Origin of the sequence: uncultured Marinobacter sp., assembly GCF_947488835.1 — a bacterium.
Classification (GTDB): domain Bacteria; phylum Pseudomonadota; class Gammaproteobacteria; order Pseudomonadales; family Oleiphilaceae; genus Marinobacter.
The window spans coordinates 1,299,367-1,319,560 of record NZ_CANLBK010000001.1; the positions used below are offsets into that span (position 1 = coordinate 1,299,367).

14 protein-coding genes are annotated in these 20,194 nt (G+C 55.2%); 7 read left to right on the forward strand and 7 right to left on the reverse strand.

Going from position 1 to position 20,194, the window contains the following annotated elements:
* Nucleotides 1–101: 101 nt before the first annotated feature.
* The 7 genes from parE to Q0824_RS06010 form a co-directional block, all read right to left on the reverse strand.
* On the reverse strand, nucleotides 102–1,997 hold the full coding sequence (gene parE, locus Q0824_RS05980; RefSeq protein WP_298448440.1) for a DNA topoisomerase IV subunit B: 1,896 nt from the start codon (nucleotides 1,995–1,997) through the stop codon (nucleotides 102–104).
* Between the two features lie 103 nt (nucleotides 1,998–2,100).
* Nucleotides 2,101–2,586, reverse strand: coding sequence for a protease complex subunit PrcB family protein (locus tag Q0824_RS05985; protein ID WP_298448443.1), 486 nt, complete (start codon nucleotides 2,584–2,586; stop codon nucleotides 2,101–2,103).
* A 29-nt stretch (nucleotides 2,587–2,615) separates the two neighbouring features.
* A complete protein-coding gene (locus Q0824_RS05990) occupies nucleotides 2,616–5,306 on the reverse strand; it encodes a S8 family serine peptidase (protein WP_298448446.1) in 2,691 nt (896 codons plus the stop codon).
* A 118-nt stretch (nucleotides 5,307–5,424) separates the two neighbouring features.
* Nucleotides 5,425–7,476 (reverse strand): TRAP transporter large permease subunit, encoded by a 2,052-nt coding sequence (locus Q0824_RS05995; RefSeq protein ID WP_298448449.1) that lies wholly within the window; start codon nucleotides 7,474–7,476, stop codon nucleotides 5,425–5,427.
* Nucleotides 7,477–7,491: 15 nt separating this feature from the next.
* Nucleotides 7,492–8,502: a putative solute-binding protein gene (locus tag Q0824_RS06000; protein WP_298448452.1), complete on the reverse strand. Its 1,011-nt coding sequence runs from the start codon at nucleotides 8,500–8,502 to the stop codon at nucleotides 7,492–7,494.
* A gap of 74 nt (nucleotides 8,503–8,576) precedes the next feature.
* A complete protein-coding gene (locus tag Q0824_RS06005) occupies nucleotides 8,577–9,638 on the reverse strand; it encodes a hypothetical protein (RefSeq protein WP_298448456.1) in 1,062 nt (353 codons plus the stop codon).
* Nucleotides 9,639–9,909: 271 nt separating this feature from the next.
* A complete protein-coding gene (locus Q0824_RS06010) occupies nucleotides 9,910–10,524 on the reverse strand; it encodes a TetR/AcrR family transcriptional regulator (RefSeq protein ID WP_298448459.1) in 615 nt (204 codons plus the stop codon).
* A gap of 155 nt (nucleotides 10,525–10,679) precedes the next feature.
* Between Q0824_RS06010 and Q0824_RS06015 the strand changes: the two genes are divergently transcribed.
* The 7 genes from Q0824_RS06015 to Q0824_RS06045 all read left to right on the forward strand — a co-directional run bounded on the left by Q0824_RS06015 (nucleotide 10,680) and on the right by Q0824_RS06045 (nucleotide 20,178).
* Nucleotides 10,680–12,476, forward strand: coding sequence for an acyclic terpene utilization AtuA family protein (locus Q0824_RS06015; RefSeq protein ID WP_298448462.1), 1,797 nt, complete (start codon nucleotides 10,680–10,682; stop codon nucleotides 12,474–12,476).
* 23 nt (nucleotides 12,477–12,499) lie between these two features.
* Nucleotides 12,500–13,366: an SDR family oxidoreductase gene (locus Q0824_RS06020; protein ID WP_298448465.1), complete on the forward strand. Its 867-nt coding sequence runs from the start codon at nucleotides 12,500–12,502 to the stop codon at nucleotides 13,364–13,366.
* A 10-nt stretch (nucleotides 13,367–13,376) separates the two neighbouring features.
* Complete coding sequence (locus tag Q0824_RS06025) at nucleotides 13,377–14,993, forward strand: acyl-CoA carboxylase subunit beta (RefSeq protein ID WP_298448466.1); 1,617 nt, start codon at nucleotides 13,377–13,379, stop codon at nucleotides 14,991–14,993.
* A 102-nt stretch (nucleotides 14,994–15,095) separates the two neighbouring features.
* A complete protein-coding gene (gene atuD, locus Q0824_RS06030; RefSeq protein WP_298448468.1) occupies nucleotides 15,096–16,256 on the forward strand; it encodes a citronellyl-CoA dehydrogenase in 1,161 nt (386 codons plus the stop codon).
* Nucleotides 16,257–16,410: 154 nt separating this feature from the next.
* Nucleotides 16,411–17,229 carry an enoyl-CoA hydratase-related protein gene (locus Q0824_RS06035; RefSeq protein ID WP_298448470.1) on the forward strand — a complete coding sequence of 273 codons (819 nt, stop codon included), beginning with the start codon at nucleotides 16,411–16,413 and terminating at the stop codon, nucleotides 17,227–17,229.
* Between the two features lie 154 nt (nucleotides 17,230–17,383).
* Nucleotides 17,384–19,354 carry an acetyl/propionyl/methylcrotonyl-CoA carboxylase subunit alpha gene (locus tag Q0824_RS06040; RefSeq protein ID WP_298448472.1) on the forward strand — a complete coding sequence of 657 codons (1,971 nt, stop codon included), beginning with the start codon at nucleotides 17,384–17,386 and terminating at the stop codon, nucleotides 19,352–19,354.
* Nucleotides 19,351–20,178 carry an NAD(P)-dependent oxidoreductase gene (locus tag Q0824_RS06045; RefSeq protein WP_298448475.1) on the forward strand — a complete coding sequence of 276 codons (828 nt, stop codon included), beginning with the start codon at nucleotides 19,351–19,353 and terminating at the stop codon, nucleotides 20,176–20,178. The genes Q0824_RS06040 and Q0824_RS06045 overlap by 4 nt, the downstream gene beginning before the upstream one ends.
* Nucleotides 20,179–20,194 lie beyond the last annotated feature (16 nt).

Sequence of the window (20,194 nt, forward strand, 5' to 3'; positions counted from 1 at the left end):
ACGGTTCTTCCCGATCAGAAAACCGGCAGGATAGCGAGCCTGAAGATTAATTAAAAAGAATAACTACATCTTTTTATAGGTCGAAATAGCATATAAGGTAATTAGCCGCCGACATCCGCCATATTGCCGTATGCCTCCAGCCAGGCTCTTCGGTCTGACGCACGTTTCTTGCCCAGAAGCATATCCATCCGGCTGTCTGTGTCGTCGCCGTCTTCAATGGTCAACATAACCAGCCGACGGGTATCGGGTGCCATGGTGGTTTCGCGGAGTTGCAAGGGGTTCATTTCACCCAGTCCTTTAAAGCGGGTTACCGAAATCTTGCCTTTGCGCTTTTCGGCTTCAATACGATCCAGTATTCCTTGTTTCTCATGCTCGTCGAGGGCATAAAAGGTTTCCTTACCGAGATCCACACGGTAAAGCGGTGGCATGGCAACAAACACATGGCCTGCAGCAACAACGGGCCTGAAATGCTTGAGGAACAGAGCGCACAACAGGGTTGCGATGTGCAGACCATCAGAATCGGCATCCGCAAGAATACAGATTTTGTTATAACGCAGGCCACCAAGCTGATCCGAGTTGGGGTCTACGCCTATGGCGACAGCAATATCGTGGATCTCCTGGGAAGCCAGAATTTCGCTGGAATCCACCTCCCAGGTATTCAGGATTTTACCGCGCAATGGCATCACCGCCTGAAACTCACGATCGCGGGCCTGTTTTGCAGAGCCCCCAGCGGAATCCCCTTCAACCAGAAACAGTTCAGAGCGAGCGGTATCACCACCAGAGCAGTCCGCCAGTTTTCCTGGCAACGCCGGGCCGGAAGTTACCCTTTTACGGGCCACCTTCTTGCTGGCCTTTAGCCTGCGCTGAGCATTGCTGATAAACAGCTCCGCCAGCACTTCAGCCACATCAGTATGCTGGTTCAGCCATAAGCTGAAGGCATCCTTTACCACACCGGAAATGAACCCTGCAGCCTCCCGCGACGACAACCGCTCTTTGGTCTGCCCTGAAAACTGCGGCTCCTGCATTTTAAAGGAGAGCACATAAGCCGCTTTTTCCCAGATATCCTCGGGAGAGAGCTTAACGCCCCTTGGCAACAAACTGCGGAACTCACAAAACTCCCGCATGGCTTCGAGCAGGCCGGTGCGCAGGCCATTTACATGGGTGCCTCCCTGAATGGTAGGAATGAGGTTCACGTAACTTTCCATGACCGCCTCACCACCTTCCGGAAGCCATTGAATGGCCCAGTCAACCGCTTCATTCTTGCTGGAAAAACTCCCGATAAAGGGTTCCAGAGGAACCACCTCTACATCTACCAAGGCAGAGCGCAGATAATCACGGAGCCCCTCTTCATAGAACCACTCATCTTTTTCGCCGGTTTTTTCCTGCGTAAAGGTTACTGTCAGACTAGGACAAAGCACCGCTTTCGCGCGCAGGTTGTGGCGCAGGCGGCTCACAGAAAAATTCGGGCTGTCGAAATACTTGGCATCGGGCGTGAACTTGATGCGCGTACCGGTATTGCGCTTGCCAACTGTGTCGATAACTTCCAGCTCAGTGGCCTTATCGCCATTTGCAAACGTCATGTGGTGGAGTTGGCCATCGCGTTTTACGCTGATCTCAAGGTGCCGTGATAATGCGTTAACTACCGACACCCCAACGCCGTGCAAACCACCGGAGAAGTTGTAGTTACCCTGAGAAAACTTACCGCCCGCGTGGAGCCGGGTGAGAATCAGCTCAACCCCTGAGAGTCCTTCTTCCTTGTGAAGGTCAACTGGCATACCTCGGCCATCGTCTTCAACACTCAAGGATCCGTCGGTATAAAGCACCACATCGATGCGGCGAGCGTGGCCAGCCAGGGCTTCATCCACACTGTTATCGATGACTTCCTGGGCCAGGTGATTGGGGCGACTGGTATCTGTATACATGCCAGGGCGCTTACGCACTGGATCCAGGCCGCTCAGCACTTCAATGGCATCGGCGTTGTATTGTTGCTCACTCATAGGATGGACGTGACTCCGCAGGAAGAAAAATTCGTTCCCATAGCTTATGGATTCGCGGCCAAAGATCAACGGCTGATTGCAGTTAGCACCCGGAAAGGAAACCTCAAGGATTTAAAACCAGATCCTTGTCCCGAATGCCTGACACCCGAATTTCCGGCCAATCATGCGACGGAACTGCCACCACCACACAGGCCGATGTAATAACCTGAGTGGTCATAGTGCTCGGCGCCGGGGAGCGAACGACAACGGAAAGCTGAAGAGGGCTCTTGGTGTTCTCAGCATTGGCCGAAACCAGGCTAACACTGTAACCACCGGTTGGTTTCTCACCCAAGGTGACAAACAGCAGATGTTCTTTTTCAAGGTTAACCTGTCGTAACTGCTGAACAGCTATATTCTGAGCCGGTAGATCAAGTAACTGTTGCAATCGTTCGGGAGTCTGCACATAAGCCAGTCCGGGCCCGCTCAGGCCACAATGAGCTGACTGGATCACCTGTCGCGCCAAAAGCTCGCCGGGCTCGGTTTCAACAACGTCTGAAGATGCACAGCCCGCCATCAACAAATATCCGGCCAACAAAATGACCACAGGCACGCCTGACCCTACCTTTTTGCATACTGCTATCAACGTTCAGCTCCGATTGTTTTGAGTGTCGGGTTGGTGCCTGGACCGGGCACTTCAGACTCGCTTAAAAGCGAGTAGCCTCTGAATCCTGGGCGGGGCAAGATGTCTGGCGTAGCCGCAGATACCGCCGGACGAGAGTAGCTGGTTGTCATTTCTATGCCCGTAACAGACATCCCCGGGCTGATTGTAATTTCTTGCCTGAGGCCGGCTACCGGGTATTCCGCACATGCTTCGCCAGCATGACAAATGAGGCCATTATTATCCAGGTCAGACCCGGCAACCAGAATGTAACTACCTGGCGGCACTTCATTGAGCATTTTAGGCTCTACCCCATCATCAGGCACAAAGGTAAACGCATAGCGCCCGTTATCTACAACTGCACTTGTCTGTGCAACCGTCATGTAAAAATCACCCTCTGGCTCGGGATCTACCAAGAGCACAAAATGCCGGCCAGCGTCACGAGCTTGTTGATCAGTCACCCGCTGGCCGATCACCGGGATTTCCAACCTGCGGAGCTGGTCGCTTTTGTATTCCACAGCAATGACCGATCGAGCAGAGACCCCGGACTCAAGCTGTTCAGAAAGCAAGGTTAAAGTGATTAGGAAGTCCGTTCCTGTATCTTCAGGTACGGGGGCTGAATCCAATTGCACCCAAGGTGCATTTACAGAAACAGATTCAATGGTTACATCGCTCGAATCTCGGCCATACACACTCAATTTCACGCTAGCGGAAGTGGCGCCTTCTGAGGCCAAACTTACAATGGCTGGCGATGAAGTTAACAGATTTGGTACAAAGCCTGCCGAGGCTGCCAAGGCTGCTTTTCCTGCATCCACAAGCCCCCAACCCACATCTGGCCTTTTAGAACATGGCGGCGTTCCACAGTCCTGAAAGGTCAGTTCTCCAGACACTAGCAGCGCCTTCAGCTTGCCGTAATCCAACCCTGTATTAAGGCCCTTCATCAGTGCGAAAACAGCGGACACATGGGGAGCCGCCATAGAGGTTCCCTGCAATCCAATGTAAGTCTCCTTCAAAGTGCCATTTATGAGGCTGGCACTGGTGCTGCTCACCAAATCACTTCGGCCATCAGCGTTACCATCACGGCTGGCGTCGCCGCCGGGTGCCGCCAGATCAATCCAGCTACCGGAGTTTGAGTAAGTTGCCAGCACACCTGCCCCATCAACCGCACTCACGGAAAACACCCCGTCGTATGCAGCAGGATAAGATTCGGCTGTAGAAGCCGAGTTACCTGCTGCAGCAACATAAACAATGCCACGAGCGACGCCCGCATCTATGGCTGCTTTAAGTTGCGGCTGATAGGGAAGTCCGCCCAGGCTCAGGTTCACGATATCGGCGCGAGGCTCCGGACTAGTTGGATCGACGGCCCAGCGCAAAGCTTCCAGAAGATCAGCGGATGAGCCTGTTCCTCCCTCACCCAGTACCCGCACAGGCCGCAGAGAGGCATTGTAGGCAATACCCGCTCCACCGGCACCGTTTACCACAGCAGCTATGGTGCCAGCCACATGGGTGCCATGGTAAGCACTGGCTCCAATCGCATTTCCGGGGTCCGAAGGGTTATCGTCCCGACCCGGTACACCGTCGTTGTCAAAGGCTTCGGACACAAAGTCCCAGCCACTGACAATGTTGTCGTTCAGCTCGCCATGCCAGTTCCCTGGCGCTCCAAATATCCCTGTATCCATCACCGCGACAATCACACCAAGCCCCCCATCCTGCGCTATCTGCCAAGCAATCGGTGCATTGATCAATTCGTAGTGCCACTGCTGCCCCACTGCAGGGTTGTTATACAGAGGCTCATTCACTGGCGTTTGCATCGCCCGCATTGTGTAGTTGGGCGTGGCCGAGGCAACGTCAGTGCGCTTCTTTAGAGAGCGTATCCACTCCAAGGTCGACACCTCCGCCTGCCCCGTGCGGCTGCGGGCAGCCTGCGCCGGCGCATTAACCAACCAGACTCCAGGAGCCAACTCTCTTGAAAGGTTCGCGCCCATTGCCGGCGCCACTGAGCGCATGAATGCCTGCCCTTGCTTGAATACAACAATGGCCTCGGCGTCTGCAAAATCATGATCTGGCCACTCAAACTCTGTAGCCAGCGCACTGCCTGTCACGGATGTCGAAAGGATATATAGCATGGGATCAGGGCCAGAGGCCTCAACCCTCAGGGTATAGATACCTGCAGGTTCTGTATCTGGCAAGGTCACTTGAATCGGTACAGACTGGCTACCAGTAAAAACGCTTTCAACAAGTCGGCCATCACTGAGCAGTGACAAGGTAAGCAGGGATGAAACGTCGCTGGCAGAAAATGGCTGAAGAGCGATACTCTGCTTTGGGTGCAGCGGCAGGCTATAAGTATCAACTGGGTCCTGAGAATAGGTAATACTGGGCCTTCCGCCTTTGGAAGGATAGGTTCCAGCCTCGACGCTCACATACCCCGCAAGAATGAACTCCTGGGGTAAAGACTGAGTTCCGGAAAATGGAGTAGAGCTCAATGCCAGAGTGTCTGCATCATCTGCGTCTACCCGGGTTCCGGACTCAATAGCAATACTCCCCGAAAGCGCAACGCTAGCCGGGTTAATTTCAATACTTCCAGAGCCCCCATCGCAGCCGCCCAAGGCCACAACCAGCGCGGCCAGCATGGTATATCTGAAATGCGTTGCTGTGTTTAGAATGACCGGCATGGGCACTAGCCTCTGTTTTGATCTGGCTACAAGTATACGCAAACACACTGGTGCGGTGCGCATAAAAAAAAGCCACCCCAGGAAATTCCGGAGGTGGCTTTTGTTGCAGGTGGCAAGCTCAGATTGCGTAGAACAGCATCGGCACAAAGGCCACCAGCAATAGCGTTGGTCCCATGACGGCTACGGGCAACAACAACCGCTCGTAACGATGCCAGAAAGACCCAACACGCTCCGCTGCCAACACCTCACTCTCCCCCACAACCTGTCGGGTAAGCAGATGGTTCAGCGCCACCGGGGGGCTGAGATAGCCCAGCTCAAACGCCACCAGACATACAATCCAGAAGTGCAATGGATCGATGCCCAGCTGTATGGCTGGCTGGGCTACGGTTGCCGATACCAGTATGACAGCGCCGAAAGGATCCATAACCATTCCAATCACCGTCAACAGAAGCACAATCACAAGCATGGCAAGCCACGGGCTGGTCAGGTGTTCCGGGAACAGGGCGTGAACAATATCAGACCGTTCAAGAATGCCTCCAAGGCAAATAGAGAAGCCAATCAGGGCCAGCAAAGCCCCAATGTGCACCGCCGAATCACTGGCGGCTGCGCAGCTTCGCCCCCAGAACGCCTGTACGCGAGATTCGTTGTCGTCACGGCTACTGCTATCGGCATCAAGGAATACCAGCGCAAGCATCACCAATGGCAGGACCATTGGTGCACTGTACTCGTTGAACGACAGCCCCAGAACCACATAGATGGTGAATATGACAGCCACAGCCAGGGCCACATAGGGCATCAAGGGTTTGAGCTGTTGCAACGATGCCCGGAAAGCACCTGGAGCCGGGCGAGGCCGCCAGTTACCTTCCGTTTTGCATACGATGATTGAGAACAACGAGGCTGACATTATGAATACCCAGAAGCCCCAACCGTACATTTCGGTGGTGGTAACTTCCTTGTTCAGAGCCGCAACGACGACAATCAGCAAGCACGGGTTCAGCACCACACCAAGGCTTCCCGACATTGCGGTAGTCGCAAGTGCCAGCTGCCGCCCTGCACCGGCCCGGCGCAACTCATCGTAAACCACGCCACCGACGGCAAGAATGAAGATGCCGGATGCGCCGGTAAAGGCGGTCGGGAAAGCCGTCGCAAAGATAATGACGGAAGCCAACATGGGTGCCGGCAGGTTGTATGGCTTGATTACGTTCAACAGCAACTCTGGCAAACGAGTCTGCTTCAGAACCATACCCACCAGAACATAGAGTCCGATATTGATAAACATCGAAGACAGGTTGGACATCATGCCGAAGTAGATCGCGAGCCCGGAAGCGTAGCCATCTACAAAGAAAAAGTAGCCCATGGCAATCAGGCCCATGGTGCAATACAGCGGCACCACCAAACCCGAAGACAGCGCCAGCCCACCCGCTCTTACGTGCTTGGGAACTTTCAGAAATCGCAGGGCATTGATCACCATGAACAGGCCAAACACGCCCGTCCAGGCATACTGAAGTATGACCGTAGATTCAGCCCCGGGCGAACTGGCGAGCCGGCCCAGATAAGCATTCATGGAGAACACCATCATGCCATTGACCAGGAGCTGCACAGCTTGGCTCAATCGCCACTCCGACCGGTTTCTGGGCAACCGCAGCGCTATATGGTCGGCATCCATGGCTGCTATTGCCGCCGCCATCGCAAAGATTGCAATGAACAGGTACTTCGTCAGCTCGATATTATCCAGCAGAAACGTCGCCAGCCCGCCCTCGAAGGCTTTGAACACACCCAGCGCAGGCGTCGCATGCTCAAGATTACTCTGGTAAGCAGCATGTTTCTCAGCACACAGTGCAAGGTTTCGTTCCAGTGATGTACGAATGGCTTGCGGGTTAGGCGGGGAATCAAACAGGTCGTCGGGGTCTGGCTTGTACGCGTCTACCCGCTTACGGACCTCTGCCTCAATATCCATTTCCATACGACATGAAGGCTCTATCGCATCTGGATTGAGCAAGTAATAATTCGGCCATGTCTGCTCGCCAACCCAGAGCAGGCGGGAGTGGAGAGAATTCCCCATTCCCAGCAAAAGGGTAACAAACAGCAACAACAGCAGAATAGCCCCGTGCATCTTCCGCACGGGGTACAGAGTTCTTACAGCAGGGGCAGTTAACGCTTGCCAGTTCATGCGTATTCCGCCCTGTTATTCCCGGTTTTCCGAGGTGCATTCCGAGGCGGACGGATTACTGGAGCAACGAATTTTGCTCAGCAAGCCCAGCATTTTCGGGTGGTACACGTCAGGCGCGCCGTTCAGGCCGTCGCGCATTTCAATCCGGTTCTGGCGGAACATTTCCTGATATCCCTGAATGTCTTTTTCGGGAATACGAACCCACTTTTCTTCAGGGATGGCCGCTTCCTGCTTTTTAATCAGGTTCATAGCTTGTGGGAACATGCCCCAGGCAACCTGTCGGGACGCCTGAGCGGTCTGATCGTCCAGAACACCTTCACGAGCAATAACCTGAATCGTCAGCTGCGCCAGGGGATAATCGACAATGCCACCCTTGCTGCCTATGCCTTTGTATAGCTCAAGTGCTTCGTATGCAAAAGCAGGTGCGTAAGCTGTATCAACAGAGCCATTATTGAACTTGCCGGCAAAGTTGGTGATATCTGAAGGAACAACCGTTGCCTTGAGGTAGTTCACCATGTGAATGGCGTCTTTCTGGTAGTCCAGAGTCGCCATTCGCTTGCCTGCCAGAGCGCCTGCGGTATCCATGCTACGGTCGTTAACAAACAAGTACCCGGCGCCTGCAGGAACAATTCCTAGCACCTCGTAACCTTCCTGTTTCATTAGCGGTGCCGCTTTAGCTTGCGCCAGCGTCGCCAGTAGCGTTTCGAGGTCATCGTAGGTCGGGAGTGCGCCAACAGCACTAACGGTTCCGGTAAAACCGTTAAATGGACGGGTGCGCAGGTCGGTTGCGGCAACGGCATCGCACTGGCCAGCGTTGAAATCGCCCACTGCAACACCCTCATCGGTGTAGGGTTTCAGATCAAAGTCTACACCGTGCGACTTCATCTCAAGCGCATAGTCCTTAACCATATTGAACATGTCACCGTTCGCGCCAATCACATCGAAAACACACATTTTCACGGTTTGGGCCGATGCCAGGGGTGCGATGGCAGCAAGAGTAAGAGCGGTGAGGGATCTACGGATCATAACAATCTCCGGTTCATTTTTGTGTTTATAGTGAGTTCATTAAGCGACCGACCATGGGCGCTGGAGTTGCCTGCTCAGAGCAGGCCATCCAGGCTCATGGTCTCAATGTTTTCGTTGTTTCGTTCAGAGCTCATTTTCCCGAAGAACGCCTGTGGTGTTCTATAGCCATACTCGGCAGTCCAGTATTTGTCTGAAGAAAACTGGATGATGGCGCGAGCCACATGGTCAGCCAGGCGATACTTTTCCCACACCTTGATAGTGTCGTCAGCTTCTGCAAAGCGGTGGATCACGTCAGCCAGAACATCCGTGCGCCCAAAAGTTTCTGCGGCAACAGCTTCGAGTGCCATTGACGCGCGCATGCCCCCTTTCACGCCCAAAGCAGAGCTGTTTTCGAGTACTTCCCAGGGATCGGGAGACAAATCTGGGCGGGTGTCAGGCAGTAGCAGCCAAACCATGGCGCGAACGGCATTGGGCAACCCACCTGTTTTTTCGTTATCAATACAGGTTGCTGCGCGCTCAGCCTGAGGAGCGATGTTGCGTGGTATCCCGGCACGGGCACCTGAGTTGGCATCATTTACAACGGCCTGCAAACCAGTCAACAGGCCAAGAAGGAACGTAATCTCGTCTTGTTCGCTGTACAGGAACGGGCATTCGAGGGGTTCTTTGGCCGGGTCGAAATCGTAGGCTGCCATGGCTCTATTGAAAGCCATCAAGCGGCGTTCAGCAGTGAGGGCGTATAAGCGTTTGGCTCGTTCGCGGGAGTCTTTGGCTAAAGGCACATCGCCTTCATAATCCGCCCGCAGGTAATCAAGTTCGGCCTCCCACGCACGGTACTCCATGCAATTGGCCGCTAACAGCATCAACAACGACCCGCTCGTATCTGGCGCATCGTTGATTCGCGAAAAGGAGTAGATCAGGGGGTCAACGCCTTCCCCTAGCGCACAGGCCATTTTAGGGTCAGACATCTGCATAACGTAAGGAGTGGCTTCACTCTCGGCGTAACCCGCCAGCACAGTCCCAGTGACTTTGTGTATGGGGTTTGCGGAACACCCTGCAAACATTACTGCCGTTGCCAATAAAACCAGTTTGTTGCGCGTCGCCGCAAGACGACCTGCATACGTTGCCAATATGGACATGTTAAGTCACTCTGCTTTGCTTTGTTTTTATCTGGGTGGAATGCAGTTGGTTCTGTCATTCCGGAAGCAAGAGTGCGTTGAAAGCTGTCCTACAAAAATGGCTCGTTTGCCGGCAGGCCCATGCCGATCAGGCCAATGGCCTGAAATGTACGGTTCTTTTTGGTGATATTTTGACTTAAAACAATAACTTCGAAAATATACGCCTGCGCACACCTTGAGATTAATTTACTTACAAAATGCATACAGGCACTACAAAGCGCCAATTCCGGCGCTAGCCCATGCCAAGCATTGCCACCACTTGGTCGGTTAACCCATCCCGGGTCAAGCCACCACGATCCGGGCGATACCAGGTTACGGTCCAGCTAAGGGCACCCGTCAACATGCGGCGCACCACAAATGGATCGGCTTTTAGTGCGCCCTCTTCTTTAAGGCCGGTCAATACATCCAGCCACAGGGCTTCGTATCTATCCCGAAGTTCCAACACCTCGGCCCGAGAGGCTTCAGACAAACTGCGCCATTCATACACCAGAACGGCCATGGCCTCCCCCGTCTGGCCATTAATGGACTCCAGCTCTGCGCTTATGAGTGCTCTGAGTTTTTCCCGATTGGATTTCGCTTCACCCATGGCGGCCTGCATTACGGCCGTGTTCAGCCTGATCGTTTCAACCATAACCGCTTTAAGAATTTCTTCTTTGGTTCGGAAGTGATGGAAAAGACTCCCCGACTGAATGCCCACCGCAGCGGCCAGGTCTCTCACTGTGGTGCGCTCATAACCTTTTTCACGGAACAGGCGCGCGGCCTCCCGAAGCAGCCGTCCGCGGGCACTGTCTGATGCTGACACCAGGTTATCGGCGATAAGTGACTGAAGTATTTTTTCTTGATTCACGGGCGTATCCAAAGGCTTTAACTGGACGCCTATTCTACCTGACATTTACCTGTTTACAAACCAAGCGCTTGCTTGGTATGGTCTGGTTAATGGTTCAACAGTTGCCGATTCACATTCGTGGCACTCACGGCAACACAGCTACAGGATGCACAGACATGACGAATTCACCGAAGACTATCCGGATTGGTTGCTCCTCCGCTTTCTGGGGCGACACTGAAACAGCCGCGGCGCAACTGGTTCACAAAGGTGATATTGACTATCTGGTCGCCGACTACCTGGCCGAAGTCACCATGTCGATCATGGCGGGTCAGAAGATGAAAGACCCTAGCCAAGGCTACGCGCGAGATTTCGTTGAAACGGTGATGGGCCCCCTCCTCGCTGATATCAAAGCAAAAGGCATTCGCGTACTGACTAACGCCGGCGGCGTGAACCCGGTCGCCTGCCGTGATGCCTTGCAAGCATTGTGTGAAAAAGCCGGCGTAGATATGAAAATTGCCCTGGTGCTGGGAGACGATCTGCTACCCCAAAAACAGGCCCTGGACAAAGCTGGCATCACTGAAATGGCCACCGGCGCACCGATGCCCGCAATGATGGTTAGCCTCAACGCTTACCTTGGTGCATCTGGTTTGGCGGCTGCCCTGGACCAGGGTGCAGACATTGTTCTTACTGGCCGGGTGGTCGACAGTGCTTTGGTGCTTGCGCCCCTGGTTCACGAATTCGGCTGGGACTGGAAAGACTACGACAAACTGGCGCAAGCCAGTCTCGCCGGTCACTTATTGGAGTGCGGAGCGCAATCTACCGGTGGTAACTTTACCGACTGGGAAGACGTTGCGGATGGATTCGCCGATATGGGCTTCCCGATTGCTGAAGTCAGTGCAAACGGCGAGTTCGTTGTTACTAAACCGGAAGGCACGGGTGGCCTGGTAAGCCGTGGCACGGTCGCTGAGCAATTGGTTTACGAGATTGGCGATCCGCGCGCCTATTTACTCCCAGATGTTACCTGCGATTTTACGGATGTTGAGCTAATAGAAAGCGGGCCGGACCGTGTAACCGTTCGAGGCGCCCGCGGCTTGCCGCCCACCGACAGCTACAAGGTATCTGGTACTTGGCCCGATGGCTTCAAATGCACCGCAACCTTCTTGCTTGCGGGCATTGATGCCCCGAAAAAAGCCCAGGCAGTGGCCGAAGCCATTCTCACGAAAACATCCCGCCTGTTCCAGGAGCGTGGCCTGCCGGACTACACCGAAACCAGTATCGAACTGCTGGGCACGGAAACAACATACGGTGAACAGGGGCGCGCCCAAGGCACCCGAGAGGTCATTGTAAAAATCAGTGCGGCCCACCCAAAGAAAGGTGCGCTGGTGTTGTTCTCCCGTGAAATTGCACAAGCCGCTACCGGCATGGCACCTGGCCTGACCGGCATTGTGGGTGGGCGACCCGCCGTTTGGCCAAAAATCCGCCTCTATTCCTGCCTGTTTCCCAAGAGCGACGTAACGGTTTCTATCGACCTGAACGGCCAAACAACACCCATTGCTATCGATTCCTCAGGTGGCTTCCAGCCCGGCCTCATCGAGGATCAAGCATCTATTGAGGCCGCATCGGCGACCGACACCACCGTACCCCTGATTGATTTGGCCTGGGCACGCAGCGGCGACAAAGGCGACCACAGCAACATTGGCGTTATTGCTCGCAAACCTGAGTTCGTTCCTTTTATTGCAGCCGCATTGAGTGAAGAAGCTGTGGCGGAGTGGATGGTTCACACACTCAATCCTGAAACCGGCAAGGTTACCCGCTGGACACTGCCCGGGCTCCACGCATTCAACTTCCTGCTGGAGCACAGTCTGGGCGGAGGTGGCGTAGCCAGCCTGCGCATTGATCCGCAAGGCAAGGCGTTTGCCCAGCAGTTACTCGAGTTTCCAGTGCCAGTGCCTGCCGGTCTAGTGGCCTCCTGAATAGTTAAGAAGGACTTGGAATTATGAGCTATCAATCGGTTTTCCGCCCAGACCTATTCAAGGGCCAGACTTTTATCGTAACCGGCGGCGGTTCCGGCATCGGTCGCTGCACGGCCCACGAGCTAGCATCCCTGGGCGCCAATGTGGCGCTTGTTGGCCGCAAAGTCGAAAAAGTTGAAGCGGTAAAAGCAGAAATACGTGAAGACGGTGGCATTGCCTCAGCCCACGTGTGCGACATCCGTGAAGAAGAGTCTGTAAAAGCCACGGTGAAGGCGATTATTGAAGAGCATGGCGGCCTAAACGGCGTGGTCAATAACGCTGGTGGCCAGTTCCCTTCTCCTCTGGCGGGCATCAACCAGAAAGGCTGGGAAACGGTGGTTCGCACCAATCTTACTGGCGGCTTCCTGATGGCACGAGAGGCTTACACCCAGGCGCTGTCAAAAACCGGCGGCGCCATCGTAAACATTGTGGCGGATATGTGGGGCGGCATGCCTGGCATGGGGCACTCGGGTGCAGCACGGGCTGGCATGGTGAACTTCACCCAGACAGCCGCCGTGGAATGGGGCACCTCTGGTGTTCGGGTGAATGCGGTTGCGCCAGGCTGGATCGCTTCAAGTGGCATGGATAACTACCCCGAACACATGAAGCAATGGATTCGCAGCCTAGGCGATAACGTACCCATCAAGCGCATGGGGACTGAATCTGAAATCAGTGCGGCAATCTGCTTCCTGCTAAGCCCCGGCGCGTCCTTTATCAGCGGCGACTGCCTGCGTATAGACGGTGCGGCCTCTCAAGGCACCCGAATATGGCCCCTGCCCAAAGCAAAAAACAATGAGCCCTTCAATGGCTTCCACCGGGCTGTAACGCCCAAAGTGCTCAGCGAGGATTGAGGATACGTTTATGCAAACACTGGAAACCAGCGTTAACCCGCAATCGGATGAATTCCGTGGTAACACTGAGGCTATGGAAGAACACATCCGGACCTTCCGTGATGTAGAACAAAAAGTTCTCGACCTGGCGGAAGCAGCACGGGAAAAGTTCACCAAGCGCGGAAAGCTCCTGCCCCGGGATCGCATAAACCGCTTGCTGGATCGTGGCACGCCGTTCCTGGAACTATGCTCTCTGGCCGGCTACAAAATGCACGATGACAAAGACGGCAGCATGGCTGGCGGCGGCATTATTGCAGGCATAGGAACCGTTAGCGGTATCCGCTGCCTGATTCTCGCCAGCAACAGCGCCATCAAAGGCGGCACCATCACGCCTGCAGGTCTGGATAAAACCCTGCGCCTGCAGCAGATCGCCAAAGAGAACAAACTGCCGGTTGTCTCACTTTCCGAGAGTGGGGGCGCCAACCTCAACTACGCCACGGATATTTTTGTGCAGGGCGCACGGGGCTTTGCAAATCAGGCTCGCATGTCCGCTGCAGGCATTCCGCAGGTCACCGTAGTACATGGCAACGCCACTGCCGGCGGCGCCTACCAGCCCGGCTTATCGGATTACGTAATCGCTATCCGCGGCAAGGCCAAAATGTTCCTGGCCGGCCCACCTCTGCTAAAAGCTGCAACCGGTGAAATAGCCGATGACGAGGAGCTTGGCGGTGCAGAAATGCACGCGCAGGTTGCCGGTACCGTTGAATATCTGGCCGAAGACGATGCAGATGGCATACGCCAAGCCAGAAACGTCATGGAAGCCCTGCCATGGAACGAACAGCTCCCCCCGCAGCGCGAGCTGAAATGGGATGAGCCTCTTTATCCTGCGGAAGAGCTGCTGGGCGTTATCCCCTCAGACTCCAAAAAGCCTTACGACGTGCGCGAAATTCTGGCGCGCATCGGTGATGGCTCCAAGTTCATGGACTTCAAAAATGAGTTCGACAGCCAGACCGTATGCGGCACCATTCGCATAGAAGGACACTCCGTCGGCATCATCGGCAACAACGGCCCGATCACCCCGGCCGGCAGCGCCAAGGCAGCCCAGTTTATCCAGCTCTGCGACCAGGCAGGTACCCCGCTACTGTTCCTGCACAACACCACTGGTTTCATGGTGGGCACGCATTCCGAGCAGAACGGCATCATCAAAAATGGATCGAAAATGATCCAGGCCGTTGCCAACTGTCGCGTACCTAAAGTCGCCGTTGTGATCGGTGGCTCATACGGTGCTGGCAACTACGCCATGTGTGGTCGCGGCCTTGACCCCCGCTTCATTTTTGCCTGGCCCAACAGCCGCACAGCCGTTATGGGACCCGCTCAGGCCGGCAAGGTTATGCGCATTGTGGCGGAAGACAAACAACGCCGCAGCGGCATGGAACCCGACCCAAAAACTCTCGAATTTCTGGAGCAAGCCACAGCCAAAAAACTGGAAGATGGCTCCACAGCCCTGTTTGGTACAGCTCGGCTATGGGATGACGGCCTGATCGATCCTCGGGATACCCGAAGAGTTGTGGCTCTGGTACTCGACATGTTTCGCGAAGCCGATGTGCGCCAGCTTCGACCTAACACCTTTGGCGTAGCCCGACTCTGATCGGCGCTGATCCAGACTGACGACATACTAGTAAACAAAAGACAGACAACGTGCTTCAAACGAACGAAGGCACGAACCAAAAAACAGCAGGAGAATAACACCGTGAAATTTACAGCCGAACACGAAGCTCTGAGAAAAACCGTCCGCGATTTCGTGCAAAAAGAAATCAACCCCCATTGCGACGAGTGGGAAGAAGCCGGTCATTTCCCAATTCGCGAAATATTCAAGAAATTAGGCGAACTTGGCGTACTGGGCATCCAGAAGCCTGAGGAATACGGCGGCATGGGGCTGGACTACAGCTACAACCTGGTTGCCGCTGAAGAGCTGGGCATGGCCAACTGTGGTGGCGTGCCTCTGGCAATTGGTGTTCAGACCGACATGTGCACGCCTGCTATCGCCCGCTTTGGCTCAGACGAACTGAAACGCAGCTTCCTGGCCCCAGCCATCGCTGGCGACATGATTGGCTGCATTGGCGTGAGTGAAGTCGGTGCTGGTTCCGACGTGGCTGGCCTGAAAACCACAGCCAAGAAAGACGGCGATGATTACATCATCAACGGCTCCAAAATGTGGATCACCAACAGCCCTCAGGCAGACTTCATTTGCTTGCTGGCCAACACCAGCGACGACAAGCCCCACAAGAACAAGTCACTGATCATCGTACCCATGAACTCCCCGGGCATTACCATGAGCCCACACCTGAACAAACTGGGTATGCGCTCCTCGGAAACTGCCCAGATCTTCTTTGACGACGTTCGTGTACCCCAGCGTAACCGCATCGGTGCTGAAGGCACTGGCTTCATGATGCAAATGCTGCAATTCCAGGAAGAGCGCATGTGGGGCGCGGCCAACGTTATCAAAGCGCTGGAAAACTGCATCGACCAGACCATTGAATACTGCCGCGAGCGTAAAACCTTCGGTACACCGCTGATCGACAACCAAGTCATCCACTTCCGCCTGGCCGAGCTGCAAACTGAAGTAGAAGCTCTGCGCGCCCTGACCTACAAAGCTTGTGAGCTGCATGTTGAAGGCAAAGACGTTACCAAACTCGCCTCCATGGCCAAACTGAAAGCTGGCCGTCTGGGCCGTGAAGTTACTGACAGCTGCCTGCAATACTGGGGCGGCAACGGCTTCATGTGGGACAACCCGGCATCCCGTGCATTCCGCGATGTTCGCCTGGTATCTATCGGCGGCGGCGCCGATGAAATCATGCTGGGTATCATCAGCAAAATGATGGGCATCTTGCCTGGCAAGCGCAAAGACTGAAGCTTGGTGCCAGACCGGCAGCCCGGTTGAACTCTTCAGGACACGCCCGCGAGTACGTCCTTGTAGGGCTCGATCGGGCCATCCCTGGCCCTCAACGGTCCTGAAGAGTTCAACCGGGCTACCGGCCCCAAAATAATGTTCGTGGAGTCTATCAATGGAAACCTTGCCTCATTGCGAAACACTGCTTCTGGAAAAACAGGGCCCAGCCCTGCACGTCACCATCAACCGGCCAGACTCCCGGAACGCCATGAGCCTGCAAATGGTGGCAGAGCTGTCCACTATTTTTACCGAAGTGGAATCTGATACCAGCATCCGCGCCGTGGTCATCCGCGGTTCCGGCGGCCACTTCTGTGCTGGCGGTGACATCAAAGACCTGGCCGGCGCCCGCAGCCAGAAAACCGGTGAAGGCAAAGCTGACCCCTTCTACGTTCTGAATCGCGCCTTTGGGGCGATGATTCAGCAGGTGAACGAATCCTCCAAAGTCGTCATCGCCGTCACCGAAGGGGCAGTAATGGGCGGTGGCTTTGGCTTGGCCTGTGTATCCGACGTTGCCATTGCAGGACCCACAGCCAAATTCGGCATGCCGGAAACCTCCCTCGGCATCATCCCGGCGCAAATTGCTCCGTTTGTTGTTGAGCGAATTGGCCTCACTCAGGCCCGCCGGCTTTCGTTGCTCGGTCTGAGAATCGGCGCAGAAGAAGCTTGTTCACTGGGCATTGTTCACCAGGTCGCCTCATCCGATGTAGAGCTGGAAGACATGCTGGCTCACGCTGTTGAGCGCGTTCGCAACTGCGCACCAAATGCCACAGCTGAAACCAAGGCTCTGCTCCACCGGGTCGGACACGAATCCATGAGCGGATTACTCGACAGCGCGGCGGAAATGTTCGCCGCAGCTGTTAGAGGCAATGAAGGCAACGAAGGCACCATGGCATTCATGCAGAAGCGCCCACCAGCCTGGGCAGACACGAAATAATTCAGAGGGAGTGAGGGCCGGTGGATGCGGGTTCAGGAAATGTCGACGGCCAAGGATGGCCGGCGCCAAGCGCACATGGATGTGCTCGTAGCGGTTTCCTGAACCCGCATCCACCGGTTCTCACGGACAGGCACAAATTTACGAGACAAGCGCTATGCTGAAAAAATTATTAATAGCCAACCGGGGTGAAATCGCAGTACGCGTTATCCGCACTGCCAAAGCCCTCGGGTACCGCACCGTCGCCGTATATTCCGAGGCTGACGCCAATGCCATGCATACCGAATTGGCAGACGAAGCCGTTTGCATAGGCCCCGCACAAGTATCTGCGTCTTACCTGAATGCCGACGCCATACTCGAGGCCGCCCGCAAAACCGGCGCCGACTGCATCCATCCGGGTTACGGCTTCCTCTCTGAGAACTCAGGCTTTTCAGACGCCTGTAAAGAAGCTGGCATCGTATTCGTAGGCCCCCCAGCGGGCGCCATCGAACTCATGGGCAGCAAGCGACGCTCTAAAATCGCCATGCAAAAAGCCGGTGTGCCGGTGGTTCCCGGATACGAAGGCGACAACGCCAGCGACGACGAACTCATTGCTGCAGCAGCTGACATCGGCTACCCGCTGATGATTAAAGCCTCTGCCGGCGGCGGTGGCCGAGGCATGCGCCTCGTTCACAGCGAATCCGAACTGGCCGACAACATCAAACGGGCACGCTCCGAATCCAAGCAGGCATTCGGCGACGACGAACTGATCCTCGAAAGAGCCGTCATCGAACCCCGCCACGTAGAAATTCAAGTGTTCGCCGATCAGCACGGCAATGCCGTCTACCTTGGCGAGCGGGACTGCTCCGTACAACGTCGCCACCAGAAAGTCGTTGAAGAAGCACCCTCCCCCTTCGTGACCCCCGAACTCCGGGCCGCCATGGGCGAAGCTGCCGTTAAAGCGGCGCTGGCCTGCAACTACGAAGGCGCAGGCACCGTCGAATTTCTCGTCGATAAAGACCGTAACTTCTACTTCCTGGAAATGAACACCCGCCTGCAGGTAGAGCACCCGGTTACAGAATTGATCACCGGGCAGGATCTTGTCGCCTGGCAGCTTACCGTTGCCGAAGGCCTGCCATTGCCCCTGGCTCAGAATGACATCGAATTAAATGGCCACGCCATCGAAGTCCGGCTCTACGCGGAAGACCCATCCAACGGCTTCACGCCTCAGACCGGCCCTCTGCATGTTTTCCAGCCCGCAGAAGGCGAAGGCCTGCGTTATGACACAGGTGTGCGCTCCGGTGATGAAGTTACGCCCCACTACGACCCCATGCTCGCAAAGGTTATCGCCTGGGGCGAGAACCGGGATGAAGCCCGCCGCCGCCTGATTCGCGCTCTGGAAGATACAACCGTATTTGGTGTCACAACCAACCGGTACTTCCTCGGCCGCATCATTGCCGATAGCACCTTTGGCGCCGGTGAAGCCACCACAGCATTCCTGCAACAGGGCTTCAGTGAAGACCCATCATTGCAGCCAGCCAAACTGCAAATCCGCCAGCTTGCCATTGCAGCCTGTGTACTGGCCCACGACACAGCCGGAAACAAAGCCTGGAGCAACGCGCCCGCCACGAACACACCCATGAAGTTGGCCGTCGGCGACGAAACCGTTGAGCTACTGGTGCAAAGCAGCGGTACCAAAGTGTCCTGCAGTCTCGGTGACGAACATCACGAATTGGTCGTGACCAGCCTGAATAACGGCATTTTATGCATTATCGACAACAACATTCGTCAGCGTTGCCAATATCACCGCGCTGGGGATTCCCTATATTTGCAGGCGTTCGGAGAGTCGTGGTCGGTCACTGATCTCACTCACCAGCCTGCGGCAGGTGCTAATGGAGCCGGTAGTGGGCGCATTCAGGCCTCTATGGACGGTGCCATTATCGACGTTTTGGTAGAACCCGGCCAAACCGTTAGCCAGGGCGACACCCTCGTGATACTCGAAGCCATGAAGATGGAACACCCGGTCAAAGCCGACTGCGACGGTGTCGTAGCTCAGGTACTGACCACCAAAGGTGACCAGGTCAAGCGTAATCAATTGTTGGTGGAAGTGACCACCGGCGAAGCATCCGAACAGGAGAACAAACAGTGAACACATTGAAAAACCAAACCGTATTTATTACTGGCGCCAGCCGCGGCATCGGCCGTGCTATCGCCCTCGCCTGTGCACGCCAGGGCGCAAACGTTATTATTGCGGCGAAGTCGGACACACCGCACCCCAAGCTGCCAGGCACCATCCACACCGTAGCGGAAGAAGTTCGTGCGGCCGGTGGCCAGGCGCTGCCGTTGGTACTCGACGTGCGGGATGAAGATCAGATCAAGCAGCGTATCGATGAGGCCGCTGAACACTTTGGCGGCATTGACGCCCTGATCAACAACGCCGGCGCCATTCGCCTGACTGGCGTAGAAAACCTGAAGGTCAGCCGTTTTGACCTCTTACATCAAGTAAATGCCCGTGCCGTGCTTGCCTGCAGTCAGGCTGCCTTACCCTGGCTCAAAAAGTCCAAGCGCGCCCACATTCTGAGCATGTCACCGCCGCTGAACCTTGACCCGAAATGGTTTGCTCAGTTTGGGCCATACACATCTACAAAATACGCCATGACCATGATCAGTATCGGCATGGCTCAGGAATTCAAACGCTACGGTATAGCCGTTAACACGCTTTGGCCGAAAACGCTTATCTCGACCGCGGCCATTGAGCATGAAGCAGGCGGAGCGCAAATGATGGCGCAAGGCCGGACTCCCGAGATCATGGCAGATGCTGCGGTCAGCATCCTGAACCACTCTATTGAAGAGATGACAGGCCAAAACCTGATAGACGAAGACGTGCTGCGCCAGGACGGCGTAACCGATTTTGAAGGCTACCGTTATGAGGCCAATGACAAGCCGTTGTTGCCAGACCTCTATCTGGACTAGCCCAAACTTATAATAA